Origin of the sequence: Mycobacterium sp. JS623, from assembly GCF_000328565.1 — a bacterium.
Taxonomy (GTDB): domain Bacteria; phylum Actinomycetota; class Actinomycetes; order Mycobacteriales; family Mycobacteriaceae; genus Mycobacterium.
The window spans coordinates 700268-725558 of record NC_019966.1; the positions used below are offsets into that span (position 1 = coordinate 700268).

Annotated in this window: 25 protein-coding genes, 1 tRNA gene and 2 pseudogenes; 16 read left to right on the forward strand and 12 right to left on the reverse strand. The window is 65.5% G+C overall.

The genetic code is table 11. From position 1 onward, the window contains the following. Nucleotides 1-43 precede the first annotated feature (43 nt). The 3 genes from MYCSM_RS03310 to MYCSM_RS03320 are packed head-to-tail and all read left to right on the forward strand — an operon-like array spanning nt 44 to nt 3717. Nucleotides 44-1522 (forward strand): purine-cytosine permease family protein, encoded by a 1479-nt coding sequence (locus MYCSM_RS03310; RefSeq protein WP_015304715.1) that lies wholly within the window; start codon nt 44-46, stop codon nt 1520-1522. A gap of 12 nt (nt 1523-1534) precedes the next feature. Further along, a complete protein-coding gene (gene menD, locus MYCSM_RS03315; protein ID WP_015304716.1) occupies nt 1535-3187 on the forward strand; it encodes a 2-succinyl-5-enolpyruvyl-6-hydroxy-3-cyclohexene-1-carboxylic-acid synthase in 1653 nt (550 codons plus the stop codon). A 38-nt stretch (nt 3188-3225) separates the two neighbouring features. After that, nucleotides 3226-3717, forward strand: a complete 492-nt coding sequence (locus tag MYCSM_RS03320; RefSeq protein ID WP_442928520.1) for a DUF3592 domain-containing protein — start codon at nt 3226-3228, stop codon at nt 3715-3717. Here the strand turns inward: MYCSM_RS03320 and MYCSM_RS03325 are convergent. Next, nucleotides 3708-4397: a DsbA family protein gene (locus tag MYCSM_RS03325; RefSeq protein ID WP_015304718.1), complete on the reverse strand. Its 690-nt coding sequence runs from the start codon at nt 4395-4397 to the stop codon at nt 3708-3710. The two genes, MYCSM_RS03320 and MYCSM_RS03325, sit on opposite strands and share 10 nt — an antisense overlap. A 133-nt stretch (nt 4398-4530) precedes the next feature. Between MYCSM_RS03325 and MYCSM_RS03330 the strand changes: the two genes are divergently transcribed. After that, nucleotides 4531-5658, forward strand: a complete 1128-nt coding sequence (locus tag MYCSM_RS03330) for a glycosyltransferase family 4 protein (protein WP_015304719.1) — start codon at nt 4531-4533, stop codon at nt 5656-5658. A 76-nt stretch (nt 5659-5734) separates the two neighbouring features. On the opposite strand, the gene MYCSM_RS03335 is transcribed toward MYCSM_RS03330, so the two are convergent. Beyond that, nucleotides 5735-6559, reverse strand: a complete 825-nt coding sequence (locus MYCSM_RS03335; RefSeq protein WP_041311243.1) for an SDR family oxidoreductase — start codon at nt 6557-6559, stop codon at nt 5735-5737. Nucleotides 6560-6629: 70 nt separating this feature from the next. Between MYCSM_RS03335 and MYCSM_RS03340 the strand changes: the two genes are divergently transcribed. From MYCSM_RS03340 to MYCSM_RS03350, 3 genes and pseudogenes are all read left to right on the forward strand, one after another. Beyond that, nucleotides 6630-7316: a demethylmenaquinone methyltransferase gene (locus tag MYCSM_RS03340; RefSeq protein ID WP_041313094.1), complete on the forward strand. Its 687-nt coding sequence runs from the start codon at nt 6630-6632 to the stop codon at nt 7314-7316. Between the two features lie 173 nt (nt 7317-7489). Next, a complete protein-coding gene (locus MYCSM_RS03345; protein WP_015304722.1) occupies nt 7490-7930 on the forward strand; it encodes a hypothetical protein in 441 nt (146 codons plus the stop codon). Nucleotides 7931-7951: 21 nt separating this feature from the next. Further along, nucleotides 7952-12235 (forward strand): annotated as a pseudogene (locus MYCSM_RS03350) (HAD-IC family P-type ATPase); the annotation flags it as partial. Here MYCSM_RS03350 and MYCSM_RS38980 read toward each other — a convergent pair. Continuing rightward, the gene (locus tag MYCSM_RS38980) at nt 12232-12387 is read right to left on the reverse strand and encodes an Rv1535 domain-containing protein (RefSeq protein WP_442928521.1); all 156 of its coding nucleotides are present in this window, start codon (nt 12385-12387) and stop codon (nt 12232-12234) included. The pseudogene MYCSM_RS03350 and the gene MYCSM_RS38980 sit on opposite strands and share 4 nt — an antisense overlap. Before the next feature lie 36 nt (nt 12388-12423). Here MYCSM_RS38980 and MYCSM_RS03355 point away from each other — a divergent pair, with 36 nt between their 5' ends. Then, on the forward strand, nt 12424-12693 hold the full coding sequence (locus MYCSM_RS03355; RefSeq protein WP_015304724.1) for a hypothetical protein: 270 nt from the start codon (nt 12424-12426) through the stop codon (nt 12691-12693). A 10-nt stretch (nt 12694-12703) separates the two neighbouring features. On the opposite strand, the pseudogene MYCSM_RS38985 reads toward MYCSM_RS03355, so the two are convergent. The 5 genes and pseudogenes from MYCSM_RS38985 to menJ all read right to left on the reverse strand — a co-directional run. After that, nucleotides 12704-12805 (reverse strand): annotated as a pseudogene (locus MYCSM_RS38985) (hypothetical protein); the annotation flags it as partial. 129 nt (nt 12806-12934) lie between these two features. Beyond that, complete coding sequence (locus MYCSM_RS03360; RefSeq protein WP_015304725.1) at nt 12935-13366, reverse strand: DUF488 domain-containing protein; 432 nt, start codon at nt 13364-13366, stop codon at nt 12935-12937. Beyond that, nucleotides 13363-13809, reverse strand: a complete 447-nt coding sequence (locus MYCSM_RS03365; RefSeq protein WP_015304726.1) for a hypothetical protein — start codon at nt 13807-13809, stop codon at nt 13363-13365. The genes MYCSM_RS03360 and MYCSM_RS03365 overlap by 4 nt, the downstream gene beginning before the upstream one ends. Before the next feature lie 149 nt (nt 13810-13958). Next, complete coding sequence (locus MYCSM_RS03370; RefSeq protein ID WP_015304727.1) at nt 13959-14864, reverse strand: alpha/beta hydrolase; 906 nt, start codon at nt 14862-14864, stop codon at nt 13959-13961. A 19-nt stretch (nt 14865-14883) separates the two neighbouring features. Then, nucleotides 14884-16104 carry a menaquinone reductase gene (gene menJ / locus MYCSM_RS03375; RefSeq protein WP_041311248.1) on the reverse strand — a complete coding sequence of 407 codons (1221 nt, stop codon included), beginning with the start codon at nt 16102-16104 and terminating at the stop codon, nt 14884-14886. Nucleotides 16105-16125: 21 nt separating this feature from the next. On the opposite strand from menJ, the gene grcC1 reads away from it, so the two are divergent. From grcC1 to MYCSM_RS37700, 4 genes are all read left to right on the forward strand, one after another. Next, nucleotides 16126-17133: a nonaprenyl/(2E,6E)-farnesyl/geranylgeranyl diphosphat synthase gene (gene grcC1 / locus MYCSM_RS03380; RefSeq protein WP_198344990.1), complete on the forward strand. Its 1008-nt coding sequence runs from the start codon at nt 16126-16128 to the stop codon at nt 17131-17133. Between the two features lie 75 nt (nt 17134-17208). Beyond that, nucleotides 17209-18087 (forward strand): zinc metalloprotease HtpX, encoded by an 879-nt coding sequence (gene htpX, locus MYCSM_RS03385; protein ID WP_015304730.1) that lies wholly within the window; start codon nt 17209-17211, stop codon nt 18085-18087. A gap of 46 nt (nt 18088-18133) precedes the next feature. After that, on the forward strand, nt 18134-18679 hold the full coding sequence (locus MYCSM_RS03390; protein WP_015304731.1) for a hypothetical protein: 546 nt from the start codon (nt 18134-18136) through the stop codon (nt 18677-18679). Nucleotides 18680-18734: 55 nt separating this feature from the next. Further along, nucleotides 18735-18887 (forward strand): DUF7218 family protein, encoded by a 153-nt coding sequence (locus MYCSM_RS37700; protein WP_015304732.1) that lies wholly within the window; start codon nt 18735-18737, stop codon nt 18885-18887. Between the two features lie 7 nt (nt 18888-18894). Here the strand turns inward: MYCSM_RS37700 and MYCSM_RS03395 are convergent, their stop codons facing one another. After that, nucleotides 18895-19920 carry an NAD(P)H-dependent glycerol-3-phosphate dehydrogenase gene (locus tag MYCSM_RS03395; protein WP_015304733.1) on the reverse strand — a complete coding sequence of 342 codons (1026 nt, stop codon included), beginning with the start codon at nt 19918-19920 and terminating at the stop codon, nt 18895-18897. Between the two features lie 31 nt (nt 19921-19951). Beyond that, nucleotides 19952-20443 carry a YajQ family cyclic di-GMP-binding protein gene (locus MYCSM_RS03400; RefSeq protein WP_015304734.1) on the reverse strand — a complete coding sequence of 164 codons (492 nt, stop codon included), beginning with the start codon at nt 20441-20443 and terminating at the stop codon, nt 19952-19954. A gap of 105 nt (nt 20444-20548) precedes the next feature. Here MYCSM_RS03400 and MYCSM_RS03405 point away from each other — a divergent pair. Further along, nucleotides 20549-20631: transfer RNA gene (locus tag MYCSM_RS03405), tRNA-Tyr, on the forward strand. A gap of 49 nt (nt 20632-20680) precedes the next feature. On the opposite strand, the gene MYCSM_RS35695 is transcribed toward MYCSM_RS03405, so the two are convergent. Both MYCSM_RS35695 and MYCSM_RS03415 read right to left on the reverse strand, forming a co-directional pair. Further along, entirely contained in the window at nt 20681-21211 is a 531-nt protein-coding gene (locus MYCSM_RS35695; protein ID WP_083906235.1) for an integrase core domain-containing protein, read from the reverse strand. Next, nucleotides 21147-22256, reverse strand: coding sequence for an IS110 family transposase (locus tag MYCSM_RS03415; RefSeq protein ID WP_015304735.1), 1110 nt, complete (start codon nt 22254-22256; stop codon nt 21147-21149). Before MYCSM_RS03415 ends, MYCSM_RS35695 begins: the two co-directional genes overlap by 65 nt. A 307-nt stretch (nt 22257-22563) precedes the next feature. On the opposite strand from MYCSM_RS03415, the gene MYCSM_RS03420 reads away from it, so the two are divergent. The 3 genes from MYCSM_RS03420 (at nt 22564) to MYCSM_RS03430 (ending at nt 24917) form a co-directional block, all read left to right on the forward strand. Beyond that, a complete protein-coding gene (locus tag MYCSM_RS03420; RefSeq protein WP_015304736.1) occupies nt 22564-22842 on the forward strand; it encodes a type II toxin-antitoxin system RelE/ParE family toxin in 279 nt (92 codons plus the stop codon). A 13-nt stretch (nt 22843-22855) separates the two neighbouring features. Next, nucleotides 22856-23143, forward strand: coding sequence for a HigA family addiction module antitoxin (locus MYCSM_RS03425; protein ID WP_015304737.1), 288 nt, complete (start codon nt 22856-22858; stop codon nt 23141-23143). 463 nt (nt 23144-23606) lie between these two features. Continuing rightward, on the forward strand, nt 23607-24917 hold the full coding sequence (locus MYCSM_RS03430) for an adenylate/guanylate cyclase domain-containing protein (protein ID WP_015304738.1): 1311 nt from the start codon (nt 23607-23609) through the stop codon (nt 24915-24917). Nucleotides 24918-25291: the final 374 nt, after the last annotated feature.

A 25291-nucleotide genomic window follows, 5' to 3' on the forward strand; every position in this document is an offset into this window, starting at 1 on the left:
GGTTCGCCGATGATCGCGAGGCTACAAGGGTATAGCTGTCCGCATGTCCGCTGAAACGTCCGCCGCCGCTTCGAAACGCATCGCCGGGGTCGAGGTGCGCTCGATCGATTACGTGCCACTAAACGAACGGCACGGCGAGGTATGGAGTCAGGGCCCGCTCTGGTTCATGAGCAACGCGCAGATCGCGACGCTTGCGGTCGGCACGTTCTCGGTGACCGGCGGCGGCAACCTGATCTGGTCGTTCCTCGCGATCATCGGCGGAGTTCTTTTCGGCACCTTCTTCATGGCGTTCCACTCGGCACAGGGCCCGCAACTCGGGCTGCCCCAGATGATCCAGTCGCGCCCGCAATTCGGATATGTCGGAGCGTTGCTTGTCTGGGCCTTCGCGTATCTGCAGTACGCGGGCTTCAACATCTTCAACACCATCCTGGCCGGCGATGCCCTGCACTCGACGATCCACGGCCCAAGCAAGATGTGGATCGTCGTCGCCACAGTGGTCGCTGCGGTCGTCGCGTTGGTGGGCTACGACCTCATCCACGGCGTCGAGCGTTGGCTGACGGCGGGGTTCCTCGTCATCTTCGGACTGCTCACCATCGGGATCTGCACGCTGAACTATCCGGCGGGTTCCTTCGACCTCGGCGACTTCAAATGGACTCCGTTCCTGATCCAATTCGGCGCCGTCGCCGGCTACCAGATCAGCTGGGCCATCTACGTTTCCGACTACTCGCGCTACCTTCCCCCGTCTGTCACCGTGCGCAAGACATTCCTGTGGACGTACTGGGGCTCGGCGCTTGGTGCGATCTGGCTGATGTGCCTTGGCGCCGCGCTGGCCGCTTGGGCAGGCGAGAAATTCGACACGATCTCCTCGATCGAAGACGCGGGCAATGAGGTGTTCTCGGGGTTCGGCGCGATCGCGCTCGTGTTCTCCACGCTCGGTCTGATATCGGTGACCGCGTTGAACATGTACGGCGGATCGCTGACGTTGATCAGTGCGATCGACTCCTTCAAGAAGGTCCGGCCGACGAGCGCGCTGCGCATCGCCACCATCACGTTCACCGCGGTGCTCTCGCTCATCCCGGCGCTGCTCATCGGCGAGAACTTCCTGACCAACTTCGAGGATTTCCTGCTGCTGGTGCTCTACCTGTTTGTGCCGTGGACGGCGGTCAACCTCGTCGACTACTACGTGGTGCGGCGCGGGCACTATGCGATCGCCGAGATCTTCAACCCCCGCGGCATGTACGGGCGCTGGGGCTGGCGGGGCATCACGGCATACCTCGTGGGCTTCGCGGCGATGCTGCCCTTCCTGAGTACGAGCAAGTACACCGGCTTCGTCGCGTCAGCGCTGGGCGGGGCCGACATCTCGATGTTCATCGGTCTGCCGGTCGCCGGAATCCTGTACTGGATCCTGGCCAAGTCGGTCGACGTCGAGGGCGAGACGCGGGTCGCGCAGGCAGAGGCCGCCGAGCTGGAGCGGCTGGCCCGGGAGCATCAGCGTCCCGAGGGGCACCAAACCAGCATGTGACACGCTGTAGTGGTGAACCCATCGACTGCGCAGGCCCGCGTGGTCGTCGACGAATTGATTCGCGGCGGCGTGCGCGACGTGGTGCTGTGCCCCGGTTCGCGCAACGCCCCGCTGGCGTTCGCGCTGCATGACGCCGACCGCGCCGGCCGCCTCCGGCTGCACGTCCGCATCGACGAGCGCACCGCCGGCTACCTGGCGATCGGGCTCGCTGTCGCCGAGCGCGCACCGGTGTGCGTGGCGATGACGTCAGGCACCGCGGTTGCCAACCTCGGGCCCGCGGTGGTCGAGGCCAACTACGCGCGGGTTCCGCTGATCGTGCTGAGCGCCAACCGGCCCTACGAATTACTGGGCACCGGCGCCAACCAGACCTTCGAGCAGATGGGCTACTTCGGTACCCAGGTGCGCGCGAACATCAGCCTCGGTCTTGCCGAAGACGCACCGGAGCGAATGGACTCGCTCAACGCGCAGTGGCGTTCGGCGACGTGCCGAGTTCTGGTGGCGGCCACCGGATCTCGCACCGCGAACGCCGGGCCGGTGCAATTCGACATTCCGCTGCGCGAACCACTGGTGCCAGATGCCGACGATCCCGCGGACCGGTACGTGCCGGTGGGTCGGCCCGACGGCAAGCCGTGGACGTACACACCGCCGGTGACGTTCGACCAGCCGCTCGACATCGACCTCACCCCGGACACCGTCGTGATCGCCGGGCACGGCGCAGGCGTGCACCCCAACCTCGCCAAGCTCCCGACGGTCGCCGAGCCGACCGCGCCGCCCGCCGAGAACCCGCTGCACCCCTTCGCGCTGCGGCTGGTGCACCCGCAACAGGTCATCATGTTGGGCCGCCCGACGCTGCATCGGCCGGTGTCGTCGCTGCTGGCCGATCCGTCGGTGCCGGTCTACGCGCTGACCACGGGGCCACGGTGGCCCGACGTCTCCGGGAACTCGCAAGCCACGGGGACGCGGGCGGTGACGACAGGCGAGCCCAACCCCGCGTGGCTGCATCGCTGCGCCGAGGTGAACCGACACGCGGTCGAGGCGGTGCGCAGCCAGCTCAAGGCCCATCCGCTGACCACCGGGCTGCACGTCGCGGCGGCCGTCGCCGACGCTGTCAGGCCGGGCGACCAATTGGTGCTGGGCGCGTCGAACCCGGTGCGCGACGCGGCACTGGTCGGGCTGAACGCGAAGGGCATCAAGGTGCGGTCCAACCGCGGGGTGGCCGGCATCGACGGCACGGTGTCGACGGCGATCGGCGCCGCGCTGGCTCACGAGCGGGAGTCGGACGGGGACAGCCCGGGCCGCACCATCGCGTTGATCGGTGACCTGACGTTCGTGCACGACAGCTCGGGCCTGCTGATCGGGCCGACGGAGCCGACGCCGCGCAACCTGACGATCGTCGTGTCCAATGACAACGGCGGCGGCATCTTCGAACTGCTCGAGCAGGGCGACCCGCGGTTCTCCGATGTGTCATCGCGAATCTTCGGCACGCCACACGATGTCGACGTCGGCGCGCTGTGCCGCGCGTACCACGTCGAGAGCAGACAGATCGAGGCCGACCAGCTCGTCGCCGCACTCAATGAACCGTTCGACGGGATGCGGGTGCTGGAGGTGAAGGCCGACCGGTCGTCGCTGCGGGTGTTGCATGCGTCGATCAAGGCTGCGCTGTGAGCGCAGCGATCAACCCGGCGCGGTGGAGGCTAACGGCGTTGTGGCGCTGGCTGGTTCCGCGGCTCACGCGTGATCCCGACGAAACCAGATCGCAGCGGATCTTTCGTCGCATCCGCATCGGCATCATCATTGCCGCGTCCCTGGTGACACTGCAGTCGGTGCTGCTCGTGTTCGGGGCGTGGCGCAACGACCGGCAGATCGAGCGGCACATGGGCGTGGCCGAAGCCAACGTGCTCAGCGCAGGACCGCGGCGTTCCACAATCGAATTCGTCACGCCCGACCGCGTCACCTATCGCCCGGAACTCGGCGTGCTGTATCCGTCCGAACTCGACACCGGGATGCGGATCTACGTCGAGTACGACAAGAACAACCCGGATCTTGTTCGCGTGCAACACCGTAACGCGTCACTGGCGATCATCCCGGCGGGCTCGATCGCGGTAGTCGGCTGGCTGATCGCGGGCGCCGCGCTGACCGGCGTCACGTTGCTTGAAAGAAGAAGCGCCAAACCTACTGCGGCAGTTCAGGATTGAATGAGCTTGCTCAGCCAGTCGTTGTCGTAGATGTCGAGCTTCTCGCCCTTGTCCAAGTCGTAGACCGTGGGCGTACCCATTTCGGTCGAGTCGATCTGGTAGAGAAACTCGAAGTTCGCGTCGTCCATGTCCTTGGTATTGACCGCAGATCCGCCGCCCTTGATGTTCTGCGCGACGGCGTCGGGGATGCCGGCCTTCTTGGCATAGCTCTGCAGTTCATCGCCGGTGGGCGGGGTTCCACCGGGACGTTGGTGCGCCCATACGTTTTCGACGAAGCGTTGGAACTCGGTGCCAGTCGCCGTGACCTCAGGAGTACCGGCCTTCTCGGTGGCCAGGAACAGCGCATTGCTGACCTGGCCCGAGTAGCCACCGGACTTGTCGTCCAGGAACGTCATTGGGCGGTAGGTGACCTCGAGTTCCCCGACAGCGATGTAGTAGGCGAGCTGATCGCCGAAGTCGTGCTGAAGATCTGCACAGTGATTGCACTGCGGCTCGGTGTAGATCTCGATCTTCTTCGGCGCATTGGCGAACCCGGCGACGATGCCGTAGCCGTCCTTGCTGACCGACAGCGGCGCCTTGTTCGGATCGGACTCCGCGGCGCCCGCGACTTGTTTTGTGCAGCCGGCGACCAGGACCACCAGGGCCGCCGTCAACACCACCATTGCCCGGGAAATGCGCATGTCAACCGCCCTTCATTGTGCGCACCCTACTCGAAATCGGCTCGGCGGACAGGCCGATCATCGGCACGAGCAATTTGCGTGTCGTATGCCCGGTTGAAACCTTGGCGACAGGCACTGATGGGACGCTCCTGGTGTGCGCGTTGCAATCGTCGCAGAGTCGTTCCTCCCGAATGTCAACGGCGTCACCAACTCGGTGCTTCGGGTGATCGAGCATCTCCGCCGCACCGGTCACGAGGCTCTGATCATCGCGCCCGACACCCCGCGTGGTGAACCGCCTGCCGAAAGGATTCATGACGGCATCCGCGTGCATCGGGTGCCGTCGCGGATGTTCCCGAAGGTCACCTCGCTGCCGCTCGGTGTGCCGCGGCCCCGGATGGTCAAGGTGTTGCGCGGATTCGACCCGGATGTGGTGCATTTGGCGTCACCCGCGCTGCTGGGCTACGGCGGGCTGCACGCGGCGCGCTATCTCGGTGTGCCGACTGTGGCCGTATTCCAGACCGACGTAGCGGGTTTCGCGGAGAGTTACGGTATCGGCTTCACCGCCCGCGCCGCATGGGCGTGGACCCGGCACCTGCACAGCCGCGCCGATCGCACCTTGGCGCCGTCGACAGCCGCGATGGAAAACCTAACGGCACACCGCGTTCCGCGCGTGCACAAGTGGGCGCGCGGCGTCGACATCACCGGCTTCGCACCGTCGGCACGCGACGAAGCGCTGCGGCGGACGTGGTCACCGGAGGGCAAGCCCATCGTCGGCTTCGTGGGTCGGCTTGCGCCGGAGAAGCACGTCGAGCGGCTCGCGTCGCTGAGCCGGCGTGGCGACCTGCAGCTGGTGATCGTCGGCGATGGGATCGACCGTCAGAAGCTCCAAATCGCCCTGCCGTCAGCCGTTTTCACCGGCGAACTGCGCGGCGCCGAACTGGCCGCAGCCTACGCCAGCATGGACGTTTTCGTTCACCCCGGTGAGCACGAGACGTTCTGCCAGGCGGTGCAGGAGGCGATGGCGTCGGGACTTCCGGTCATCGCCCCGAACGCAGGGGGTCCGCGCGATCTGGTGAGCCCTTATCGCACAGGGCTCTTGCTAGATGTCGGTGAATTCGAATCCAAGCTGACCGAATCCGTCGACCACCTCATCGCCGAACGTCAGCGCTACTCCGTGGCCGCCCGCCGCAGCGTGCTGGGCCGCACCTGGCCGGCGATCTGCGATGAGCTGCTCGGCCACTACGAGGACGTCATCGGCCAGCGCCAGCTTCGCGCCGCCTAACCTTTCTCCGCCGAGCGACCGTGTTTGTACGGCGACACGCCGTTGAAGAGTGGCATTTTGCGGTCGCTCGCGCCGCCTAGCCCTGCGCTTCGACCGCGACCGGCTGCCACTCTTCCCATGTCTTGAGCCGACTTTCGTAGTCGGCCTTGGCCAATTGCAGCGGCAGCTCACCGAAGAACACCCGCAGCGGCGGCTCGGCAGCGTCGACGATCTTGAGCACTGCCCGGGCCGACGCCTGCGGATCGCCGGGCTTGGACACGCGCTGGCTACGCGCCCGGTCGGCCGCCTCGTGCACCTCTTTGTAGTCGGGCAGCTGCGCGGAGCGTTTCGACGACGACCCGGCCCAATCGGTGGCGAACCCGCCGGGCTCGATCAGCGTCACGTGGATCCCGAACGGTGCGACCTCCTGCGCCAGCGCCTGCGAGAATCCCTCCAGCGCCCACTTCGACGCGTGGTAGATGCCGACGTTCTGGAAAGCGGTGATGCCGCCGATCGACGACACCTGGATGATGTGGCCGCTGCGCTGTGCCCGCAGGTACGGCAGCGCGGCCTGTGTCACCCACAGCGCGCCGAACACGTTGGTCTCGATCTGCGCGCGCGCCTCGGCTTCGGTCAGCTCCTCGATGAAGCCGAAGTGGCCATAGCCGGCGTTGTTGACGACGATGTCGAGGCGACCGAAGTGGTCGTGCGCCTGCTTGACCGCGGCGAAGTCGGCGTCGCGGTCGGTGACGTCGAGCTGCAGGGGCAGCAGCGCGTCGCCGTACTTCTGCGCGAGGTCGTCCAGCGACGCGGTGTCGCGCGCGGTGGCCGCGACCTTGTCGCCGCGCTCCAGCGCCGCGATCGCCCACTCCCTGCCGAAGCCGCGTGATGTTCCGGTGATGAACCAAACCTTGTTACCCATGCACGGGGTAATGCCCATTGGCGCCGCCCTCATTCCCGGATCAAGCATGTTCACAGGTAGCGTCGGCGGCGTGAACCGCGCGACGCTGGCAAAAGACCCGCATGAAGTGGCGTCGATGTTCGACGGCGTCGCGCGCCGCTATGACCTGACCAACACCGTGCTGTCGCTCGGGCAGGACCGATTCTGGCGGCGGGCCACGCGCTCGGCGCTGGGCATCGGGCCGGGGGACAAGGTGCTCGACCTCGCGGCAGGCACGGCGGTCTCAACGGTCGAACTCGAGGCGTCGGGGGCGTGGTGTGTGGCCGCGGACTTCTCGGTCGGCATGCTCGCGGCCGGGTCGCACCGCGACGTGCCGAAGGTTGGGGCCGACGCGACACGGTTGCCGTTCGCCGACGGCGTGTTCGACGCAGTGACGATCAGCTTCGGGCTGCGCAACGTCGTCGACCACAGTGCGGGGCTGCGGGAGATGGCGCGGGTGACGCGGCCGGGGGGCCGACTGGTGGTGTGCGAGTTCTCAACGCCGACGAACCGCGTGTTCGCGACCGCTTACAAGGAGTACTTGATGCGTGCGCTGCCGCGAATCGCGACCGCTGTGTCGTCGAATCCGGACGCGTATGTCTATCTGGCCGAGTCGATTCGCGCCTGGCCGGACCAGGCCGAGCTGGCGCACCGGATCGCCGACGCCGGATGGTCAGCGGTGCGGTGGCGCAACCTCACCGGCGGCATCGTCGCGTTGCACGCGGCAACCAAGCCGTAGCTTACAAGCGTTGTGGCCCAAGTGAATTAGGGAGCTAGACAGCCTCGCAAACTCGACGCGATCTTCCCGCTTCCCAGTCACAGGCAGCCTTCAGGTTGAACCATTGCGTCCACGGGTATTCGCCGTTAATTGGAGACCTCCAAAGCGTTAACGCGAAGTATGGAGCGATTGAAATGAACATCATCAACGGCGCGGTCGGCGCTATCACCCGGGCAGCAGAGGCCACAACCGCCGCAGCGGGCGCCGTGGGTGGCGCCGCCGTCAACGGAGTGATCGGCGGCATGCAGGGCACTCTCGTCGGCGTCAAGAACGGCATCAGTAGCGGCAGCCATTCGACTCCCGCCGCCGCCCTCACCCTTGCGGCCATTGGGGCGGCCGGCCTGGTTGAGTGGCCCGTCCTGCTCGGCGTTGGCGGCACGGCACTTGTGGTGCATCAACTCAATCAGCGCTCAGGCGAGCGGTCGTCGCCCACGCTGGCGGCGGTGCCCGATCCACCGTCGCGACAGCGGGCTGCGTCGCCCACGAAGCGGAGTCCTGGCCGCAAGGCTACGAAAGCCAAGTCGACCGCACGCTCGTCATCCGGCCGGACCCGCCGTCCTGCCGCCAAGCGGTAACCAGTGGATTTCGTCAAACTGATGCGGGCCTCCGCATCGCTGCCTTATCGCGTCGTCGATACCGGTGTGAAGACTGCTTCGGCAGTGACCGCCGCGGGCGTCGGGCAGGTACTGAGCGCGATCACCGACGTTGCTTCGGAATTAGCCGGCGGTAAGCGTTCGCGCCGCTGTTGGGAGGGAGAGGGCCGCTGCTGGATCGAAGTACGTGGCCTCACCGATGGAGGGCGCGTCGGTCAGCTCGTCGCGGCTAAACTGCGGGCACGTCCGGGCGTGCGATGGGTGAAGGTGAACCAGCCGCTGTCGCGAGTGGTCGTGCAGCTCGACGAGGACGCCCCGACCCTGTCGGACCTATGCAGCCTCGTCGAAGTCGCGGAAAAGGAAGCCGAACAAGAAGCCGACACCGCGGCATCGCCCGATACGTTGCGCCCGGTTGACCTGTCCTTCGACACCATGGCGCTTGCAGCCGGCGCGGCCGCGGTCGCCACCAGCGCCGTAGGCCTGTCGGTCACGCTGGTGGGGCGGGCGCTGCTATGGCCGCGTCTGCCCGCGGGTTTGGCGGCAGTCGTCACGCTCGTCGACTATCAGCCACGGTTGCGGCGGCTACTGGAAGAGCGCATTGGAGCCGACGCCGCCGATGCCGCGCTCTCATTCGCGACGAGCGTCACGTACACGGTTACTCAGGCGCCTGCCTCGCTCGCGGTCGACTTGACCATGCACCTCGCCCGCGCCGCAGAGGTGCAGTCGGCGGCACGCGCGTGGCAACGGCGTGAGCCGGCGCTGGCCCGATATGCCGACTGCATTGATGGAATTCGCCCGTCGCAACGGCCGCTGCCGATGCCGCCGGGCCCGATCGAGCGGCACGCTGACCGCTGCGGGGTCGTGCAGGGCGTTGGCGCCGCGACGGTCGGCTTAGCGACGGGCAGCCTCAATGCCGCCGCCATCGCCGCACTCGTCGCTGCGCCGAAGGCGACCCGCACCAGCCGGGAGGCATTCGCGGCGACCCTCGGCCGTGGACTCGCGGACCACCACGGCGTTCTGCCACTGAGGTCCGATGCCTACCGCAGGCTGGACCGGATCGACACGGTCGTCATCGACCCCCGTGCTTTGTGGACCGACGAACTACGGGTCGGGCGTATTCGTAACGCCGCCGACCACGAACGCGCGGCGATCTGGCAGTGGGCGCACCAGGAGATCGAACGCGGCGCTATTGCGGGCGGCTGGCATCGGGTTCCAGGCGCCAACGGTAAGCGGCCCGCGGCCGAGGTACTGGTGCGAAACGCCAACCATCCCCTGGCATCGGCGGTGCTACGCGAAGCCCGCAGCGGTGGGGCCGAGGTGGTGTCGCTGGACATCGAGTCACTCGACGAACTGCGGTCTGGTTTTGACGACCTGCATCCGTACGACGGCTCGCTCGATCAGGGAATGGCGCAGCTGGTCAACCACTTACAGGAGAATGGACGCACGGTTGCCGCGGTGTCATGCACCGCTGCGCAGGCGGTCGTCGATGCCGATGTCGGCATTTGTGTCGGTGACGGACCCGCCGTTTGGCATGCCGACCTGCTCGTCGATGGCGTCGCCACCGTCTGGCGTCTCATGCGGGCGTTGCCTGCGGCGCGTCGCGCGAGTCAACGTGGTGTCGAAATCGCTACGGGTGCATCGCTTCTCGGCGCTTTATTGATGATCCCCGGTATACGTGGCCGCGGACCGGGACCTGTGACGGCTGGGGCGGGTGCTGGCGCCTTGACGGGATACCGGCTCGCTCGAGGTGTGCTGAACGCCGCACCGCCGACCGCCGACGTCACCCATGAGTGGCACGCCCTGTCGATCGAGCAGGTTCGAAGTCTGCTCCCACCTCCCCCGCCTCCTGTCGAACCTCAGCCCAAGACCCGGCTCCGAGCGTCCGCGACGACCGCGACCTCATTGGTCAAGTCGATAGGAAACCCTTTGCGCCGCAACGTTGTCGAATTCATCGACACGATGCGCGACGAATTATCCGATCCGCTCACGCCTGTGCTCGCTGTGGGTTCGGCGGCTAGCGCGGTGCTCGGTTCGCCGGCGGATGCCGTGCTTGTCGGCTCTGTGTTGACGGGAAACGCCGCGCTGGCCGCCACCCAAAAGCTTCGTGCCGAACGCCTGTTGCGACGGTTGCTTGCGGTACAAGATCCGCCGGCGCGCTGTCTGCGTGACGGGCAAGGGTACGTCACCGTCGACGCCGCACAGCTGAGCCCGGGTGATGTGATCGAGGTGCGGCCGGGTGAGGTAGTACCCGCGGATGCGCGACTGGTACGCGCCATCGATGTCGAGGTCGACGAGTCGTCACTGACCGGTGAATCCCTGCCTGTATCAAAGCAAGTCGACGCGACGCCGGCCGTGCCAGTGGCCGAGCGCGCGTGTGTACTGCATGCCACCACCACGGTGGTGGCGGGCACCGCTGTCGGTATCGTCACCGCGGTTGGCGAGCAGACGCAGGCCCGACGTGCGATGCAGGGCCCCGACTCTCGTGGTTCCTCGGTCGGCCTGCAAGCACAACTGCGTGAGCTCACTGATCGGGCCTGGCCAGTCAGCATCGCCGGTGGCGGTCTGGTCACGATGTTCGGTCTACTTCATCGCACCGGATTACGACGGGCGATCAGCAGCGGCGTTGCCGTCACCGTCGCGGCTGTGCCCGAGGGCCTGCCGCTAGTTGCCACGCTTGCGCAGCAGGCGTCGGCGCGACGACTGACGCGATCGGGCGCGTTGGTGCGCACTCCTCGCTCGGTCGAGGCGCTGGGTCGCGTTGACGTGGTCTGCTTCGACAAGACGGGAACTCTCAGTGAGAACCGCCTGCGTGTCGCCCGGGTCGAGGCCGCTGAGGGCAGGAGCGATACCGAGGTGCTCGCGTGTGCAGGCCGCGCCACCCCTCGGCCCAACGGCGATCGCCACGAACACGCGACCGACGGCGCGGTCGCGAAAGCGGCTGCGGAGATTGGTGATTCGGCAGCCACCGCGGATGCACACCTACCATTCAGATCCGGACGACTGTTCTCCGCGTCGATCCATGGTCGCGAGTTGTCGATCAAAGGCGCACCCGAGGTCGTGCTGCACGCCTGTTCCGTTGCCGACGCGCAGGTACAGCGGTTGGTACCGAAAATGGCAGAGGACGGATTACGTGTGTTGACGGTGGCGCGGCGTCAGCTATCCGAACGCGAAGCACATTCGGCCGCAGCCGATCCCGACGTATTCACTGAATTATGCACGCGCGGACTGCAATTCGTCGGTCTGCTCGGTCTTTCGGACACGCCGCGGCCAGACGCCACCGTGGTCCTCGAGGGCTTGACGGATGCCGGCATCGGCGTGCGCCTGATCACCGGCGACCACCCGGTGACTGCGGCCGCCATCGCGGCCGAACTGGGTATGCCGGTGACCACGAACGAGGTGATCAGCGGCGCCGAGTGGGAAGCGTTGCCGCGTCGGGAGCAGGAACGCGCGGTGCAGAGCCGGGTCGTGTTCGCGCGGATGTCACCTGAACACAAGGTGCAGGTCGTCGAGACACTGGAGCGAGTAGGCCGGGTCTGCGCGATGGTCGGTGACGGGGCCAACGACGCCGCCGCGATACGCGCGGCGACGGTAGGGATCGGCGTGGCCGCCCACGGCAGCGACCCGGCGCGCACTGCGGCTGACGTGATGCTGCTCGACGGGAAGATCGGCTCGCTACTGGATGCGCTCGAAGAGGGCAACCAGTTGTGGCGGCGAGTGCAGGCGGCGGTCGCCATCCTGCTCGGCGGCAACGCGGGTGAGGTGGCGTTCGCCCTGCTGGGCACCGCGTTGACTGGCCGATCGCCGCTGAACACACGGCAACTGCTGCTGATGAACATGCTGACCGATGCCCTTCCCGCAGCGGCGCTGGCGGTGAGCCAGCCGACAGCCGAGCCGACGAATGGGCGACGCGGACCCGACGAGGCCGCCCTCTGGCGAACTGTGGCCGTTCGAGGTACGACGACCGCGGGCGCGGCGACTGCGGCGTGGGCACTGGCCAGTGTCACCGGCAGGCCACGGCGTGCGTCCACGGTTGCGTTGGTGGCGTTGGTGGCCACTCAGCTGGGGCAGACGTTGATCGATTCCCGTGACCCACTGGTTGTTGCGACAGCGGCCGGTTCTTTGATGGCCCTCGGTGGCCTGATCAGTACACCGGTGGTGAGCCAGCTGCTCGGCAGCACGCCGCTGGGTCCGCTGGGGTGGATGCAAGCGCTGGGAACTGCCTCAGCTGCCACGACGGTAGCCGCGGTTGCCCCAAAGGTGCTCAGGTTGGCTGGCCGCGGGGGTCAGTCGTCGATTTCGACAACACCCGCCCGCCACAGCACCGCGTACAGCTCGCGAAACGGCACAGTCAGTAGTCGGGTGACAGCATCGGTTAGCGGGTCGGGCCCGTTGGACACAGAGAAACCAGCCACGCCTGTCACGGTGGGGAAGTCAGGCATACAAACGTCGAACACGCCATGACGGGAGGGCAACGAATGGCCGAAAAATCACGCACAACCAGCCACCGCGACGCCGTAAAGCGGGTCCAACAGGGGCAAGGTTTCGCGTTGAACCTGCCCGTCGTCGGCCGAGTCAAGATTCCGCCGCCCGAACATCTCGCCTACTACGGTGCGCTCGGTTTGATGGCAGCGGTCGAACTCATCGACTGGCCTATTGCGCTAGTGGTCGCCGCGGGTCACGTGTTGGCAGAGCAGCACCACAACCGTCTCGCCGCGGAGGTCGGCGAGGCGCTACAAGACGCCTAAGCAAGGCCGTCGTCTGATCGTCGAGCGTCGCGTACGCCGCGTTGTAGCCAGGAATGAACGTAATTCCCGCGCCCCCATGGCATCCCGCGCCGCCCAGATATAGTCCGTCGAGCATTGGGGCCGCAACGGCTGCACGGGCAACCTCGGTGAAATCACCGCCGCCGCTTTGGATCTGGTTCGGTCAGATCTGGCGCCACTGTCCTAGTTGACGATCTTGCATTTCAGCGTACGCCGTTGTCGATCAGAGGTGGACAGTTCGCACCCGCCCTATCTCGCCCAGCGCATCGGCGATCATCGATCGATGGCACTCGGCGGCGTCGCGCTCGAAACACATCAGCGCCACCCGATGTTGGGTAGCCAGCCCATGCAATTGTTCAAGCGCCGCTTGGCTTTCCGGCGTTCTTAGGGTGGCTCGGTACCTCGCTACGGCGGCGTCCTCATGGCGCCGAAAAGCGTCTCGGTTGTCCCGCGGATTGCCAAGTTGGGGCAGGTGCACGTAATCGATCCCGGCCTCGTTCAAGCGCGCGGACAGGCCCTTCTTCGAAAGGCCCGCCTTACGCGACAGCGGTGTAAGCCGCACATCCACAAGGACTTTCACCTCTGCGGAGCGGAGCATGGCGACGACGTCATCGACCGTCCGACCCTGATATCCGATCGTCATCACCGCGGTCATCGGCCCAGCCGCTCCTCCCACAGCCGAGCGGTCTGTGCGCCGACGGCGGAGTCGTGCGTTTGCTGAAAGTTGCGCCCGCCGCGGCCGAAGGTGGCGATAACGGCCGCCGGAGCGTCGGATTCGAGCACGGGCTCGGGCAGCCAACGGCACGGACGCACATGCACAAGATCGACGGCAGTTGCGGCCGCATCGTCGTCGCAGAAGTACGGCCCCTCGATACGGCCCAGCCAGTAATAGCCGTCGGCGTCGCGTGTCCACACGAACGATCCGTCGTCAATGTCGGCGAACCGGGCCACCCGGCGAGCGAGCCGCTGCGCCTCATCCCGATCCCGGACACGCTTGCCGAAGCCGCACAGCCCCAACCGGCGGGCGCGCTCGGTCGTTGTCCGCAGATCGACATCGTCGCTGCGAGACCGCATGGGCGCGCGGTAGACCTCGGGCATAGCGACCATCCTGCGCGATATGCTGCCGCCGTGGCCACGTTCCGGCGCTACGTCAAGATCCAGGCGGCGATGTTCGTCTGCGGCAATCGCGTCGTGTGATCACGGACGACAGCGTCGAGAAAACGGAATGGACTTGCAAGTCCGGCCGCTCAACTGGTCGCCCGCCGGACATGATCGACGATCAAGTCGTACATCTGTCGCGTGATCTCGGTCGCGTTGCTCATGATGTTGTAGCCGTGATCCACGCCGCGCACTTCCACGTATTCGGCAAGCGAGCCGGCAGCGTCCAGTTTCTCCGCATACCGCTTGCCTTCGCCACAGAGGCGGTCGAATTCCGCGGTGACGATCAATGCGGTTGCGATACCGGTGATGTCGTCGGCGTTTGATCCCCACGCCGGCGAGGCCAGCCGGTCGCGGCGCTGCGTGCGGTCGGGAATGTAGGCGGTATCGAAGACCGCACTCATCCACGGCTGCAGAACAGCCTTCGATCCAAGCGGTGAGAATTTGTCGGCGGCTGGCGTCACCAAATCCAGTGGCGGGTAATGAAGCATCTGTAACGCGATGGTGGGAGGACCGCCTTCCTCCAGCGCCATCCGAGATACCGCGGCAGACAGATTGCCTCCAGCGCTTTGGCCTCCAACGCAGAGCCGTTGGCCATCCCAGTCACGTTCGGGCGCAGACGCCCAACGGAGTACGTCGTAGACCTGTTGAACGGGAACCGGGAATCGCTTGCGCGGTGCCAACACGTAATCACTATTGATTACAACAACATTGGCGTGGGCGGCGAGGTAGCGGCACCACGGATCGTCTTGCTCGCGATGGCCCACCACAAACCCGCCGCCGTGAACGTTGACGTAGACAGCCGGGCGGGCAGCCTGCGACGGCGGGTGATAGATCGTCGCGGCGACCGGACCGTGGCGCGTCTCGATGCTTGTCTCGGTCGTGTGTCCGGCGATCTCAGGAAACCGGACGCCTGGTTTGGGGGTGGGGTTGACAACCGCAGCGAACAACCGCGCCGCGGCATCAGCCACTGGTTGTCGGGTCAGTATCGACACAGCGTGGCACTCTAACGCGTCAGCTGAATGGCGCCCGCCGATCGATGCGCCGTGACGCAAACCCCGCCGAGCGCCACACCCGCGCGATCCAGTCGGCGTCCTCATCGGTCACCAGATTTCCCATCACGCGCACCGCGAGGTTCATCAGGAACGTCGAGCGCATCGCCAGCGGACCGGTCAACGGCAGGAACCGCGGGATCGTCAGCAGTAGCCCGAGTCGCCGCGCGACCGAAAACGACCGCGCGTAATGCGCCGAAAGCACAGCAGGCCACGCCGACGACAGGTCGCCCGTGCCGAGCATTTCCGCGGCCAGCCGACCCGTCTCCATCCCGTAGTCGATACCCTCGCCGTTTAAAGGATTGACGCAGGCCGCGGCGTCGCCGATCAGCATCCAGTTGGGGCCAGCCACCCCGGACACCGCGCCGCCCATCGGCAACAACGCCGACAACGCCAGGCGCGGTTCGCCGACGAACCCCCATTCGGAGCGGCGCAGCGACGTGTAATACGACATCAACGGACGCAATGCCGCGTCGGCAGGCCGTTTCGACGTCGCCAGCGCGCCGACACCGATGTTCACTTCACCGTTGCCGAGCGGGAAGATCCACCCGTAGCCGGGCAGCACGCGGCCTTCCGGTGACCGCAATTCGAGGTGCGACGTGATCCACGGCTCGTCGGCCCGTGGCGTTGCGAGGTAGCCGCGCACCGCCACGCCATACACCGTCTCCTGATGCCATTGCCTGCCCAGCACACGGCCCAACGGTGACCGGGCTCCGTCGGCCACGATCAGCGACGAGCACCCGATCTCGGCGCCGGAGTCCAACACCAGCGACGACACGCGTCCATTCGAATCATGGCGCACATCAACGGCTTTCACGCCCAACAGCATCTTGGCACCGTCGTCGGCGGCGACCATCCGAATACGATCGTCGAGCTCGACGCGCGGCACCGCACTGCTGACCGCGGGGAATGACGGGCCCGGCCACTCGACTTCGACGTCGCCGCCGAAGCCGATCAGCCGTAGCCCGCGGTGTTGCACGCGACCCTCGAGCCACGATCCGAGCCCGAGTCGCTGCAGCTCGAGAACCGCGCGAGGGGTCAGGCCGTCGCCGCATGCTTTGTCGCGGGGAAACTGCGCCGAGTCGATGACGAGTACGTCGCGACCGGCGCGACAGGCCCACGCCGCAGCCGCCGAGCCCGCAGGCCCAGCCCCGACGACGACCACGTCCGCCCGTGTATCCACGCCTCCCAGTATGTTGGCAGGGTGAGGACACCAGCGAGTGTGGTGGCGGGGGTGGATTTCGGAGACCCCGTCTTTGCGCAGGAAGTGCGCGACGGCGTGGCCCGCATCGAGGATCTGATGGCCACTGAGCTGGGCAAAGCCGATGAGCTGATGTCCGAGGCGGTGCAGCATCTGTTCCAGGCGGGCGGCAAACGGTTCCGCCCGCTGTTCACCGTGCTGTCGGCTCGACTGGGACCCGAGCCCGACGCGTGGCAGGTCACCGTCGCGGGGGCGGTCATCGAGCTGGTCCACCTGGCGACGCTGTACCACGACGACGTGATGGACGAGGCGCAGGTGCGCCGCGGCGCCCCGAGCGCCAACGCCCGCTGGAGCAACAACATCGCGATCCTGGCCGGCGACTACCTGTTCGCGACGGCCTCTCGCCTCGTCAGCAGGCTGGGTCCCGAGGCGGTGCGTGTCATCGCCGATACCTTCGCCCAGCTGGTGACCGGCCAGATGCGCGAGACCCGCGGCGTCGCCGAGGGTGTCGACGAGGTCGAGCACTACCTGAAGGTGGTGTACGAGAAGACGGCCTGCCTGATCGCGGCATCGGGTCGCTTCGGGGCGACGTTCTCCGGCGCCGACGAGGAGCAGATCGAGCGGCTGAGCCGGCTTGGCGGCATCGTTGGCACCGCCTTTCAGATCTCCGACGACATCATCGACATCGACAGCGACCCCGACGAATCCGGCAAGGTGCCTGGCACCGACCTGCGTGAGGGCGTGCACACGCTGCCGGTGCTGTACGCGCTGCGCGAGACCGGCCCAGACGGGGACCGGTTGCGCGAGCTGCTGGCGGGCCCCGTGGAGAACGACGACGACTTGGCCGAGGCGCTGCGGCTGCTGCGCACGTCGTCAGGCATGGCGCAGGCCAAAGCGACCGTCGCGCGCTATGCCAAGGACGCCCGCGACGAGTTGGCCTACCTGCCAGACGGCCCTGGCCGCCAGGCGTTGGCGACGCTGGTGGACTACACCGTGAACCGGCACGGCTGACGAAGCGGAACCCGCGGAGGCCGGCTAGGCGTTGAATCAGCGAAGACTCTGCCGTTTTGTAGGGAGGACGCTCCGATGACCTGGCACCCCCACGCCAACACCGCCAAGACTTTTCTGTTGCTGGCGGGATTCTCGGCATTGATCGTGTTCGTCGGAGCCCTGTTCGGCCGCAACATCATGTTCCTGGCGGTGCTGTTCGCCGTCGGCATGAACGTCTACGTCTACTTCAACAGCGACAAGCTGGCGCTGCGGGCGATGCACGCCCAGCCGGTGAACGAGATGCAAGCGCCGGTCATGTACAAGATCGTGCGGGAGCTGGCCACCACCGCGCGGCAGCCGATGCCGCGGCTGTACATCAGCGACACCACGGCCCCCAATGCGTTCGCCACGGGCCGCAACCCGCGCAATGCCGCGGTGTGCTGCACGACGGGGATCTTGCAGATCCTCAACGAGCGCGAGCTGCGCGCCGTGTTGGGCCACGAGCTGTCCCACGTCTACAACCGCGACATTTTGATCTCGTGTGTGGCCGGCGCGATGGCCGCGGTCATCACGGCGCTGGCGAATCTCGCGTTCTTCGCGAGCATGTTCGGCGGCAATCGCGAGGGTGGCTCGAATCCCTTTGCGCTCCTTCTGGTTTCGCTGCTGGGTCCGATCGCTGCGACGGTGATCCGGCTGGCGGTGTCCCGGTCGCGTGAGTATCAGGCCGACCAGTCGGGTGCCGAACTGACGGGTGATCCGCTGTCGTTGGCGAGCGCGCTGCGCAAGATCAGCGCGGGCGTGCAGCAGGCACCGTTGCCGCCGGAGCCGCAGCTGGCTGACCAGGCTCACCTGATGATCGCCAACCCGTTCCGGGCAGGCGAGCGCATCGGCAAGCTGTTCTCGACGCACCCGCCGATCGAGGACCGGATCCGCAGGCTGGAGACAATGGCGGGCCGTGGACCCGGCCAGTACTAGCGGTTCGAAATGAAACACTGCTGGTCGTCGCGGCGACACATAAGCTATGGCAGTGCTGAGCAGAGTCCTGACAGGTGTTCTGGCTGCGGCGGCCGTTGTAGGCGCGCCAAGTTTCGCGTCGGCTGAGCCACCGCCGGATCCTCCACCGCAGCCACCCCCACCGCCCAACGTCAATGCGCTGGCGCCGGTCAAGCTCTCCGACTACGCGGTGATGGACGGCAACTGGTTCGCATTCACCACCCCGGACGGGGTGATCTGCGCGCTGCAGAAGGGCAACGGCTACGGCTGCAGCGGTCCGATCCCCGCCGCCCCTGAGGGCGCAAATCTGGTCAGCAGTGCATACGGCGGAGTGGCGGGGTTCTCTATCGCGCCGGCCAACGTCTTCGCGGCGGCAGGTGCGGCCAAGCCGCTGCCGGCAGGATCGCGGATCAGCTACCAGACCGTCAGCTGCGGCAACGACGGCACGGCGACGACGTGCGTCGACAGCCGCAGTCAGTCGGGCTTCGTGCTCAGCCAGGCGGGCAGCTTCATTCTCAATCCGGAATCCCCACTGCTGTATCGCCCCGATAACAAGGGTCCGTTCTCCAACTGAGCGTTCTTCACACCGCGATCCGGGTACTCGAATGCAACGAGTACAAGGAGGCACGATGGCGAAGGATCATGGCCCGAGCGTCAAGAACGACAAGCAGTACGAGGGCCTTCGCAAGAAGGGCATGAGCAAGGCGCGGGCCGCCAAGATCGCCAATACGCCCAACGCTTCAAAGAAGGGCGGGAAAAAGAGCGGCAAGAAGTCGAGCTAGTACAGGGCTAGAACCCGGAGCCATGCACCTCGTGGCCCGGCTTCTCGGCGACCAGTCCGCGGTAGGCGTCTTCGACGGTGCTGCCGTGGTTGATGACGCCGTCGACCTCACGCGCGATCGGCATGTTGATCCCGTACTTGTCGGCGAATTCCATGATGACGCTTGAGGCTTTGACGCCCTCGGCGACCTGATTCATCGACGAGATGATCTCGTCGATCGGCTTACCCGCACCCAGTTGTTCACCGACGTGACGGTTGCGGCTGCGCTGGCTGGTGCAGGTGACGATCAGATCGCCGGTGCCAGCCAGACCTGCAAACGTGTCGCGGTGCCCACCGACCGCCTCGCCGAGTTTCGACATTTCCCGCACGGCCCGGGTGATCACCATCGCGCGCGTATTCTCGCCGATGCCAAGCGAATAACCCATGCCGACCGCGATCGCGTACACGTTCTTCAACGCGCCCGCCATCTCGACACCGATCACGTCGTCGGTCGTGTACGTCCGAAAACGCTTGGTGCGGAACAACTCTGCCAGCCGGGCCGCGAGGTGCTGGTCCGGCATTGCCAATACGGCCGCAGCGGCGTACCCGTCGGCCACCTCGCGCGCGATGTTCGGGCCGGCGAGGATGCCCGCCGGATGACCCGGCAGCACCTCGTCGACGATTTGGCTCATCCGGTAATTGGTGCCCTGCTCGAGACCCTTCACCAGGGATACCACCGGCACCCACGGCCGCAGTTCCTTGGCGAGCTCGGTCAGCACTCCGCGGAAGCCGTGCGACGGCACTCCCATCACGATCACGTCGGCCGCGTGCGCGGCCTCGGAGAAGTCGGTGGTGGCTTCAAGCGTTGGCGCCAGCGCGACTTCGTCCCCGAGGTACTTCGTGTTGCGGTGATTCTTGTTGATGTCCTCAGCGGTTTCCTCCGAGCGCACCCACTGCAAGGTCGGTCCGCGTCTGGCGCAGATGGACGCCACAGTGGTGCCCCAGGATCCTCCCCCGAGGACGACGACATTGGGATCGCGCTGCGCAGGTGCCATGCCGATCAGCGTAGGACCGACACCTGCTGTTTCATCGGTAGTTGACGAACTGCAGCGCGACGTCGAGGTCGGCACCCTTCAACATTGCGATCACGGCCTGAAGGTCGTCGCGCTTCTTCGACGAGACGCGGATCTCCTCGCCCTGGATCTGGGCCTTGACGCCCTTCGGGCCGTCGTCACGGATCAGCTTGGTGATCTTCTTGGCGTTCTCGCTGCTGATGCCCTGCTTGATGGTGCCGCTGACTTTGTAGGTCTTGCCGCTGGCCTGCGGATCGCCGGCGTCGAACGCCTTCATGGAGATGTCGCGGCGGATCAGCTTCTCCTTGAACACGTCGACGGCGGCCTTTACCCGCTCCTCGGTAGAGCTGACGATCTCGATTGCCTCCTCGCCCTTCCAGGCGATAGTGGTGTCGGTGCCGCGGAAGTCGAAGCGGGTGGCCAGCTCCTTGGCGGCCTGGTTCAGCGCGTTGTCGACCTCCTGGCGGTCGACCTTGCTGACGACGTCGAACGATGAATCCGCCATTGGACCCTGTCCTCCTCGGTGGTCGGGTGCGTTTTCGTCTTGAGCCCATCCTCGTTGTACCCTGCTATTCGCACCAAACCGGGTCACACCGCGGTGCAGCACCCAGGCAGGTTGCCCGAGCGGCCAATGGGAGCGGACTGTAAATCCGTCGGCTAACGCCTACGCAGGTTCGAATCCTGCACCTGCCACCCTGTGATGTCTCAGGACATCCGCATAGCTGTGAACCTGCGTTTGGGTTCACAGCTTTTTCTTTGGGCGGCCGCAAGGTACGCCGCGTGGTTGGTAATCCCTGGTCGGGTCGAGGGTTAGTTCGCGGATGAGGTCACCGGTGGCGGCGTTGATGATGCGGATGTCGAGGTCGCGCACGAGCATCAAAACGTGGGTTCGGGCGTGGCTTCGCCCGACGCCGATGTGGTGTAGGCGCCCGGCCAGGCGCAGGGTGATGCTGCCGGTGTCATCGACGCGGTCGGTGCGCACCCGGTGGTGGCTATCGAAGCGTTCGCCAGGGGTGGCTTTGGGGCGGGCGCTGTAGGCGGTCGCTGGGGTGGCTCGGTGCGGTAGGGAGCAGTGCGGCCGGTGGTGGCCGTACTCGTCGAGGAAGTCGTCGATCTGGGTTTGCAGCTCGGCTAGTGTGGCCGCGCGCGGCAGCGTGCTGAGGTGTTTTTTGAGGGTTTGGTGGAAGCGTTCGATGCTCCTATGTTTGTCAAGCCGCGGCGCGTTGAGCGCTCTTGGTAAGTGAGTCGTCTTGTGGTCGTGGGAGGTTGGCATAGATTTCCCGTGCGATGTAGCGCTTGAGGCAACGGATGATTTCTCTCTTACTGAGTCCTTCGTTGGTCCGTCGTTCGACGTAAGCACGGGTCGGTTCGTGGTGGCGTAGTCGCACGATGCTGACGATGTAGATCGCGCTGTTGGCTTGGCGGTCTCCGCTGCGAGATAGGCGGTGACGACCGGTGGTTCGTCCGCTGCTGGCGGGCTGTGGGGCCACACCGCAGAGTTTGGCGAAGGCTTTCTCGTTGCGGATGCGTTCGGGGTTGTCTCCGGCGGTGACGAGGAATTGGCCGGCGAGTTCGACACCCACGCCAAACAGCTCGACGAGATCGGGCGCGGTGGCACGAACGACGGTTTCGATGTGTTTGTTGAGGGTCTTGATCTCGATATCTAGCGCCTTCCATCTGCGGGCCAGGTCACGAAGGGCGGTCTTGACGCTGGCCATCAGGAGGCGCTCGGGGTGCGCGTGCAGCTGCGTGAAGTCGGTGGTCTCGGGCCGAAGGCCAAGGCAGCGGTTGATCAGTGTCCGCTTGGTCAATCCAACAAGTTCGTCGCGCAACGGCGACGGGGCGCCAATCATGATCCCGAACAGGGTGTTGAAGGTTTGGGTTCGCGCTTTGACCGCGCTGCTTCGGGTGACTCGCAGGGTGCGGATCACTTCGACCATGCCGGACTTGGACTTTGGGGTGGCGGTCGAGGTCTGGCCAAGCACGGCGCGGGCGATCTGTTCGGCATCGAGACGATCGGACTTGCCATCCATTCGACGTGCGATGCGGTTGGGCCGGTTTACCTCGATAACGTGCTCACCTGCGGCCGTCAGGGCGCGAGTCAACGTCGCACCGAACGATCCGGTGCTTTCCACACCGATGGCCTCGAGCGATCCATGTGTGCGCATCCACGCCAGCAGTGCCTGATAGCCGGCGTCAGTGGCCGGGAACTGCTGGTGACCGAGCAGCCGGCCGTGTTGGTCGATGACCGCGGCGTAATGGGTGTGTTTGTGGGTGTCGACACCACCGATGACGGTTTCGGTTTGTGTTGAGATCATGGAAGTCGCTCCTCCGTTAGGGCCAATCTGACGGTGGGCGAACCGGCCGGGCGGAGCGACAGGTCTGTGACGGGGCTTCTTGTCCAAGCTCCTATCAGGTCAGATCCGTCTGGTCGGTGCGCACCGAGACGCTGCACCAGCCCGGTCGACAAATCGAACGCAGGACACCATGGTCATACCTTGGCCGGGGTCAGACCGAGCCGGTACAGCGTCGCGTCCAAGTCTTCACAGACCTTGCCGCCATTTTTGGTGGCCGCTCGGGCTAATAACGCTTGGCGTTATTAACGCAATACGTTATCATCGAGGAGTGATCCGCTCGTTCCGGGATAAGGACACCGAGGCGATCTGGCAGCGTCGCTACGTCAAGAAGCTCAGCCCGGAGCTCAGCAGACTCACCTACAACAAACTTGTTCTCATCAACGCTGCTGAGAGCATCAACGACCTGCGGGTGCCACCCGGCAACCGACTGGAGAAGCTGAGCAGCCGCTCCGGCCAGTACAGCATCCGCGTCAACGACCAGTGGCGCATCTGCTTCATGTGGAGTGCCGGCGGCGCCAGCAATGTCGAACTGGTCGACTACCACTAGGAAGGAGAATCTGATGGCTGACTTCGCCCCTACTCACCCCGGCGAGATCCTGTTGACCGAGTTCCTTGAGCCGATGGGGATCTCGCAGTACCGGATCGCCAAGACGATCGATGTGCCGCCGCGGCGAATCAATGAAATCGTTCATGGCAAGCGCGGAATCAGCGCCGATACCGCACTACGGCTCTCGCGCGCGCTGGGACTAAGCGACATGTTCTTCATAAACATGCAGGCGCACTATGACGCCGAGGTCACTCGGGAGCACCTCGCCTCGGAACTCGCCAGTATCGAACGCATCGCCTAAGAGTCGCACGACCTTCCACAGCGCCGATCCGCAGCCGCGGGCCGACGCTGCTCTGTCCTCAACAGCCCTCACGGCCCCTTTCCGCAGTCGCCCTCAAACGTTGTCCATAAACGTCCTTCACAATTCCTCCTGTAGCATCTAAACCCGCAGCCACACAACGCATCTCATCTCCACCTCTTACAGCCAAGCTCTCAGAAATACTGCCCCGTTCGCCATTGCCGGGATTTTTTCCATTTGAAGCGCAGTTCGCTCGAACTCGGCCAGGCTTTCGCTCCGTGTCTGGGGCCATCATCCTCAGGGGCGTGCGGTCCCGCCACGGTCTCAGAACTAACGTTACGGGCTTCTCAAAGATCGCGGCAAAAGCGTTGGGGGTCGCGTGGGTCACCACTTTGATCCCGGTTCGTGCAGGCGGGTTTGCCTGACACCAAAAACTCGACCCGGCTCCCCGTCTTAAACTTCCGCCGTGTTCTCGGAAACGCGCTATGCGATGAACGGGGACTTGTGCGTCGCCTATCGCACCTCGCCCGAGGGTCCTCGCGACATTGTGTTCGTCTCTAACTGGTATACAAACTGTGAGGTCTTTCCGGAGCTGCCATCGCTTCAAGGATGGGTCGAGGCGATGACATCGCTCGGTCGGCTAATCTTCTTCGACCAGCCCGGCACCGGAGCGTCCGATCCCACGACATCGGCCGCACTGCCAACCTTGGAGCAATGGGCTGACAGCATCACCGCCGTGCTTGACGATCTCGGGAGTCGTGAAACAGTCCTCGTCGCGATCGACGGGGCAGTCGCGACAGCGGCCTTGTTCGCAGCAACACATCCGTCCCGCACCACCGCACTCGTCGTGATCGAAGGCTACGCAGATGCGGGAGACAGCCCCCCGTCGCTTAGAGAGGAAGTTCTCCCTGCGTTTGTCGACATGTGGCGTACAGCAGAGTTCCAGCATCTATTCAACCCGGACATGCCGTGGAACCAGGAGATCCGGGCAGCGTGGGCACGACATAATCGCCTCGCGGCAAGCCCAGGAACCGTTGCTCTCATGCTGCCTCTTGTGGCTGAATTGAACGTGCGCGCGATCCTTCCCGCCGTCTCCGTGCCCACCCTTGTCCTCCAGCACGCCGACGACCCACTCATCACACCCGCAATGGGCAAGGATGTCGCCGATCACATACCGGCCGCGAAATACGTTGAGCTGCCTGGGCGCAACATTTTCCACGTCGTCGAACCGTGGCGGGATTCCTTCCGGGAGATCGCCGAGTTTCTCACCGGTCACCAGGCCGACGTGGCCGATGATCGGGTTCTTGCCACGGTGCTTTTCACCGACATTGTGGACTCGACGCGCAGGGCTGCCGAGGTGGGTGACCGTGACTGGCGTGCGTTGCTCGATGCGCACGACGCCGTCGTCCGATCTCAACTCGCCCGCTTTCGAGGTCGCGAGGTAAGCACTTCGGGAGACAGCTTCCTCGCGATGTTCGACGGCCCCCAACGAGCGATCCGTTGCGCCATGGCGATCCGCGACGCGGTGCAGTCGCTCGGCATCCAGGTGCGGGCCGGGTTGCACACCGGCGAGTGCGAAGTTCGCGGTGATGACATCGGCGGCATCGCGGTACACATTGGCGCACGGGTGAGCGCTCTGGCCGGACCGAACGACGTGCTCGTATCGAGCACGCTGCGCGATCTGGTGATCGGATCAGGACTCGAGTTCGAAGACCGAGGCGATCACACGCTCAAAGGAGTGCCTGGCGAATGGCGACTCTTCGCCGTCGCCCCGTAGCCGCAGGGCGCTTCGGAGGACGCTTTGCCGGGCGGTAGGGCTGGGCAGGCGCTGTTTGCTGAACGCAGGGGACTGGACCCCAGCTCACCTTGCGGCAGCCCTGAGACGCAACCTCGCCTTAGCTTGCCGCTGCACAGTGGGTGCCCGCGATTGGTTGCACCAAACATCAACCACGTCGGTGCAGCAGATCTGCAACTCAACTGTGACACCTCGCCGGTTACCAGGACGGGCCGCCACAGGGGTGTTGACCGCGAAGAGCACGCCCGGGGGCGCGGCGTTAGGCGGCGTCGACGGGCCAGGCTCGCTGCTGAACTTCCAGGGTCACCCCGTCGGACGCCTCATGTCGAAGTTGAGACGTGACCAACCCCAGCGTC

Coding starts and splice junctions, on each gene's coding strand:
- MYCSM_RS03355 (WP_015304724.1), top strand. CDS start 12,424: ATGGCCGAAAAATCACGCACAACCAGCCACCGCGACGCCGTAAAGCGG.
- MYCSM_RS03400 (WP_015304734.1), bottom strand. CDS start 20,443: ATGGCGGATTCATCGTTCGACGTCGTCAGCAAGGTCGACCGCCAGGAG.
- MYCSM_RS35695 (WP_083906235.1), bottom strand. CDS start 21,211: ATGCCAACCTCCCACGACCACAAGACGACTCACTTACCAAGAGCGCTC.
- MYCSM_RS03365 (WP_015304726.1), bottom strand. CDS start 13,809: ATGCCCGAGGTCTACCGCGCGCCCATGCGGTCTCGCAGCGACGATGTC.
- MYCSM_RS38980 (WP_442928521.1), bottom strand. CDS start 12,387: ATGCCTGACTTCCCCACCGTGACAGGCGTGGCTGGTTTCTCTGTGTCC.
- MYCSM_RS03310 (WP_015304715.1), top strand. CDS start 44: ATGTCCGCTGAAACGTCCGCCGCCGCTTCGAAACGCATCGCCGGGGTC.
- MYCSM_RS03360 (WP_015304725.1), bottom strand. CDS start 13,366: ATGACCGCGGTGATGACGATCGGATATCAGGGTCGGACGGTCGATGAC.
- MYCSM_RS03425 (WP_015304737.1), top strand. CDS start 22,856: ATGGCTGACTTCGCCCCTACTCACCCCGGCGAGATCCTGTTGACCGAG.
- MYCSM_RS03395 (WP_015304733.1), bottom strand. CDS start 19,920: ATGGCACCTGCGCAGCGCGATCCCAATGTCGTCGTCCTCGGGGGAGGA.
- MYCSM_RS03325 (WP_015304718.1), bottom strand. CDS start 4,397: ATGCGCATTTCCCGGGCAATGGTGGTGTTGACGGCGGCCCTGGTGGTC.
- htpX (WP_015304730.1), top strand. CDS start 17,209: ATGACCTGGCACCCCCACGCCAACACCGCCAAGACTTTTCTGTTGCTG.
- MYCSM_RS37700 (WP_015304732.1), top strand. CDS start 18,735: ATGGCGAAGGATCATGGCCCGAGCGTCAAGAACGACAAGCAGTACGAG.
- MYCSM_RS03390 (WP_015304731.1), top strand. CDS start 18,134: ATGGCAGTGCTGAGCAGAGTCCTGACAGGTGTTCTGGCTGCGGCGGCC.
- MYCSM_RS03345 (WP_015304722.1), top strand. CDS start 7,490: ATGAACATCATCAACGGCGCGGTCGGCGCTATCACCCGGGCAGCAGAG.
- MYCSM_RS03335 (WP_041311243.1), bottom strand. CDS start 6,559: ATGGGTAACAAGGTTTGGTTCATCACCGGAACATCACGCGGCTTCGGC.
- MYCSM_RS03415 (WP_015304735.1), bottom strand. CDS start 22,256: ATGATCTCAACACAAACCGAAACCGTCATCGGTGGTGTCGACACCCAC.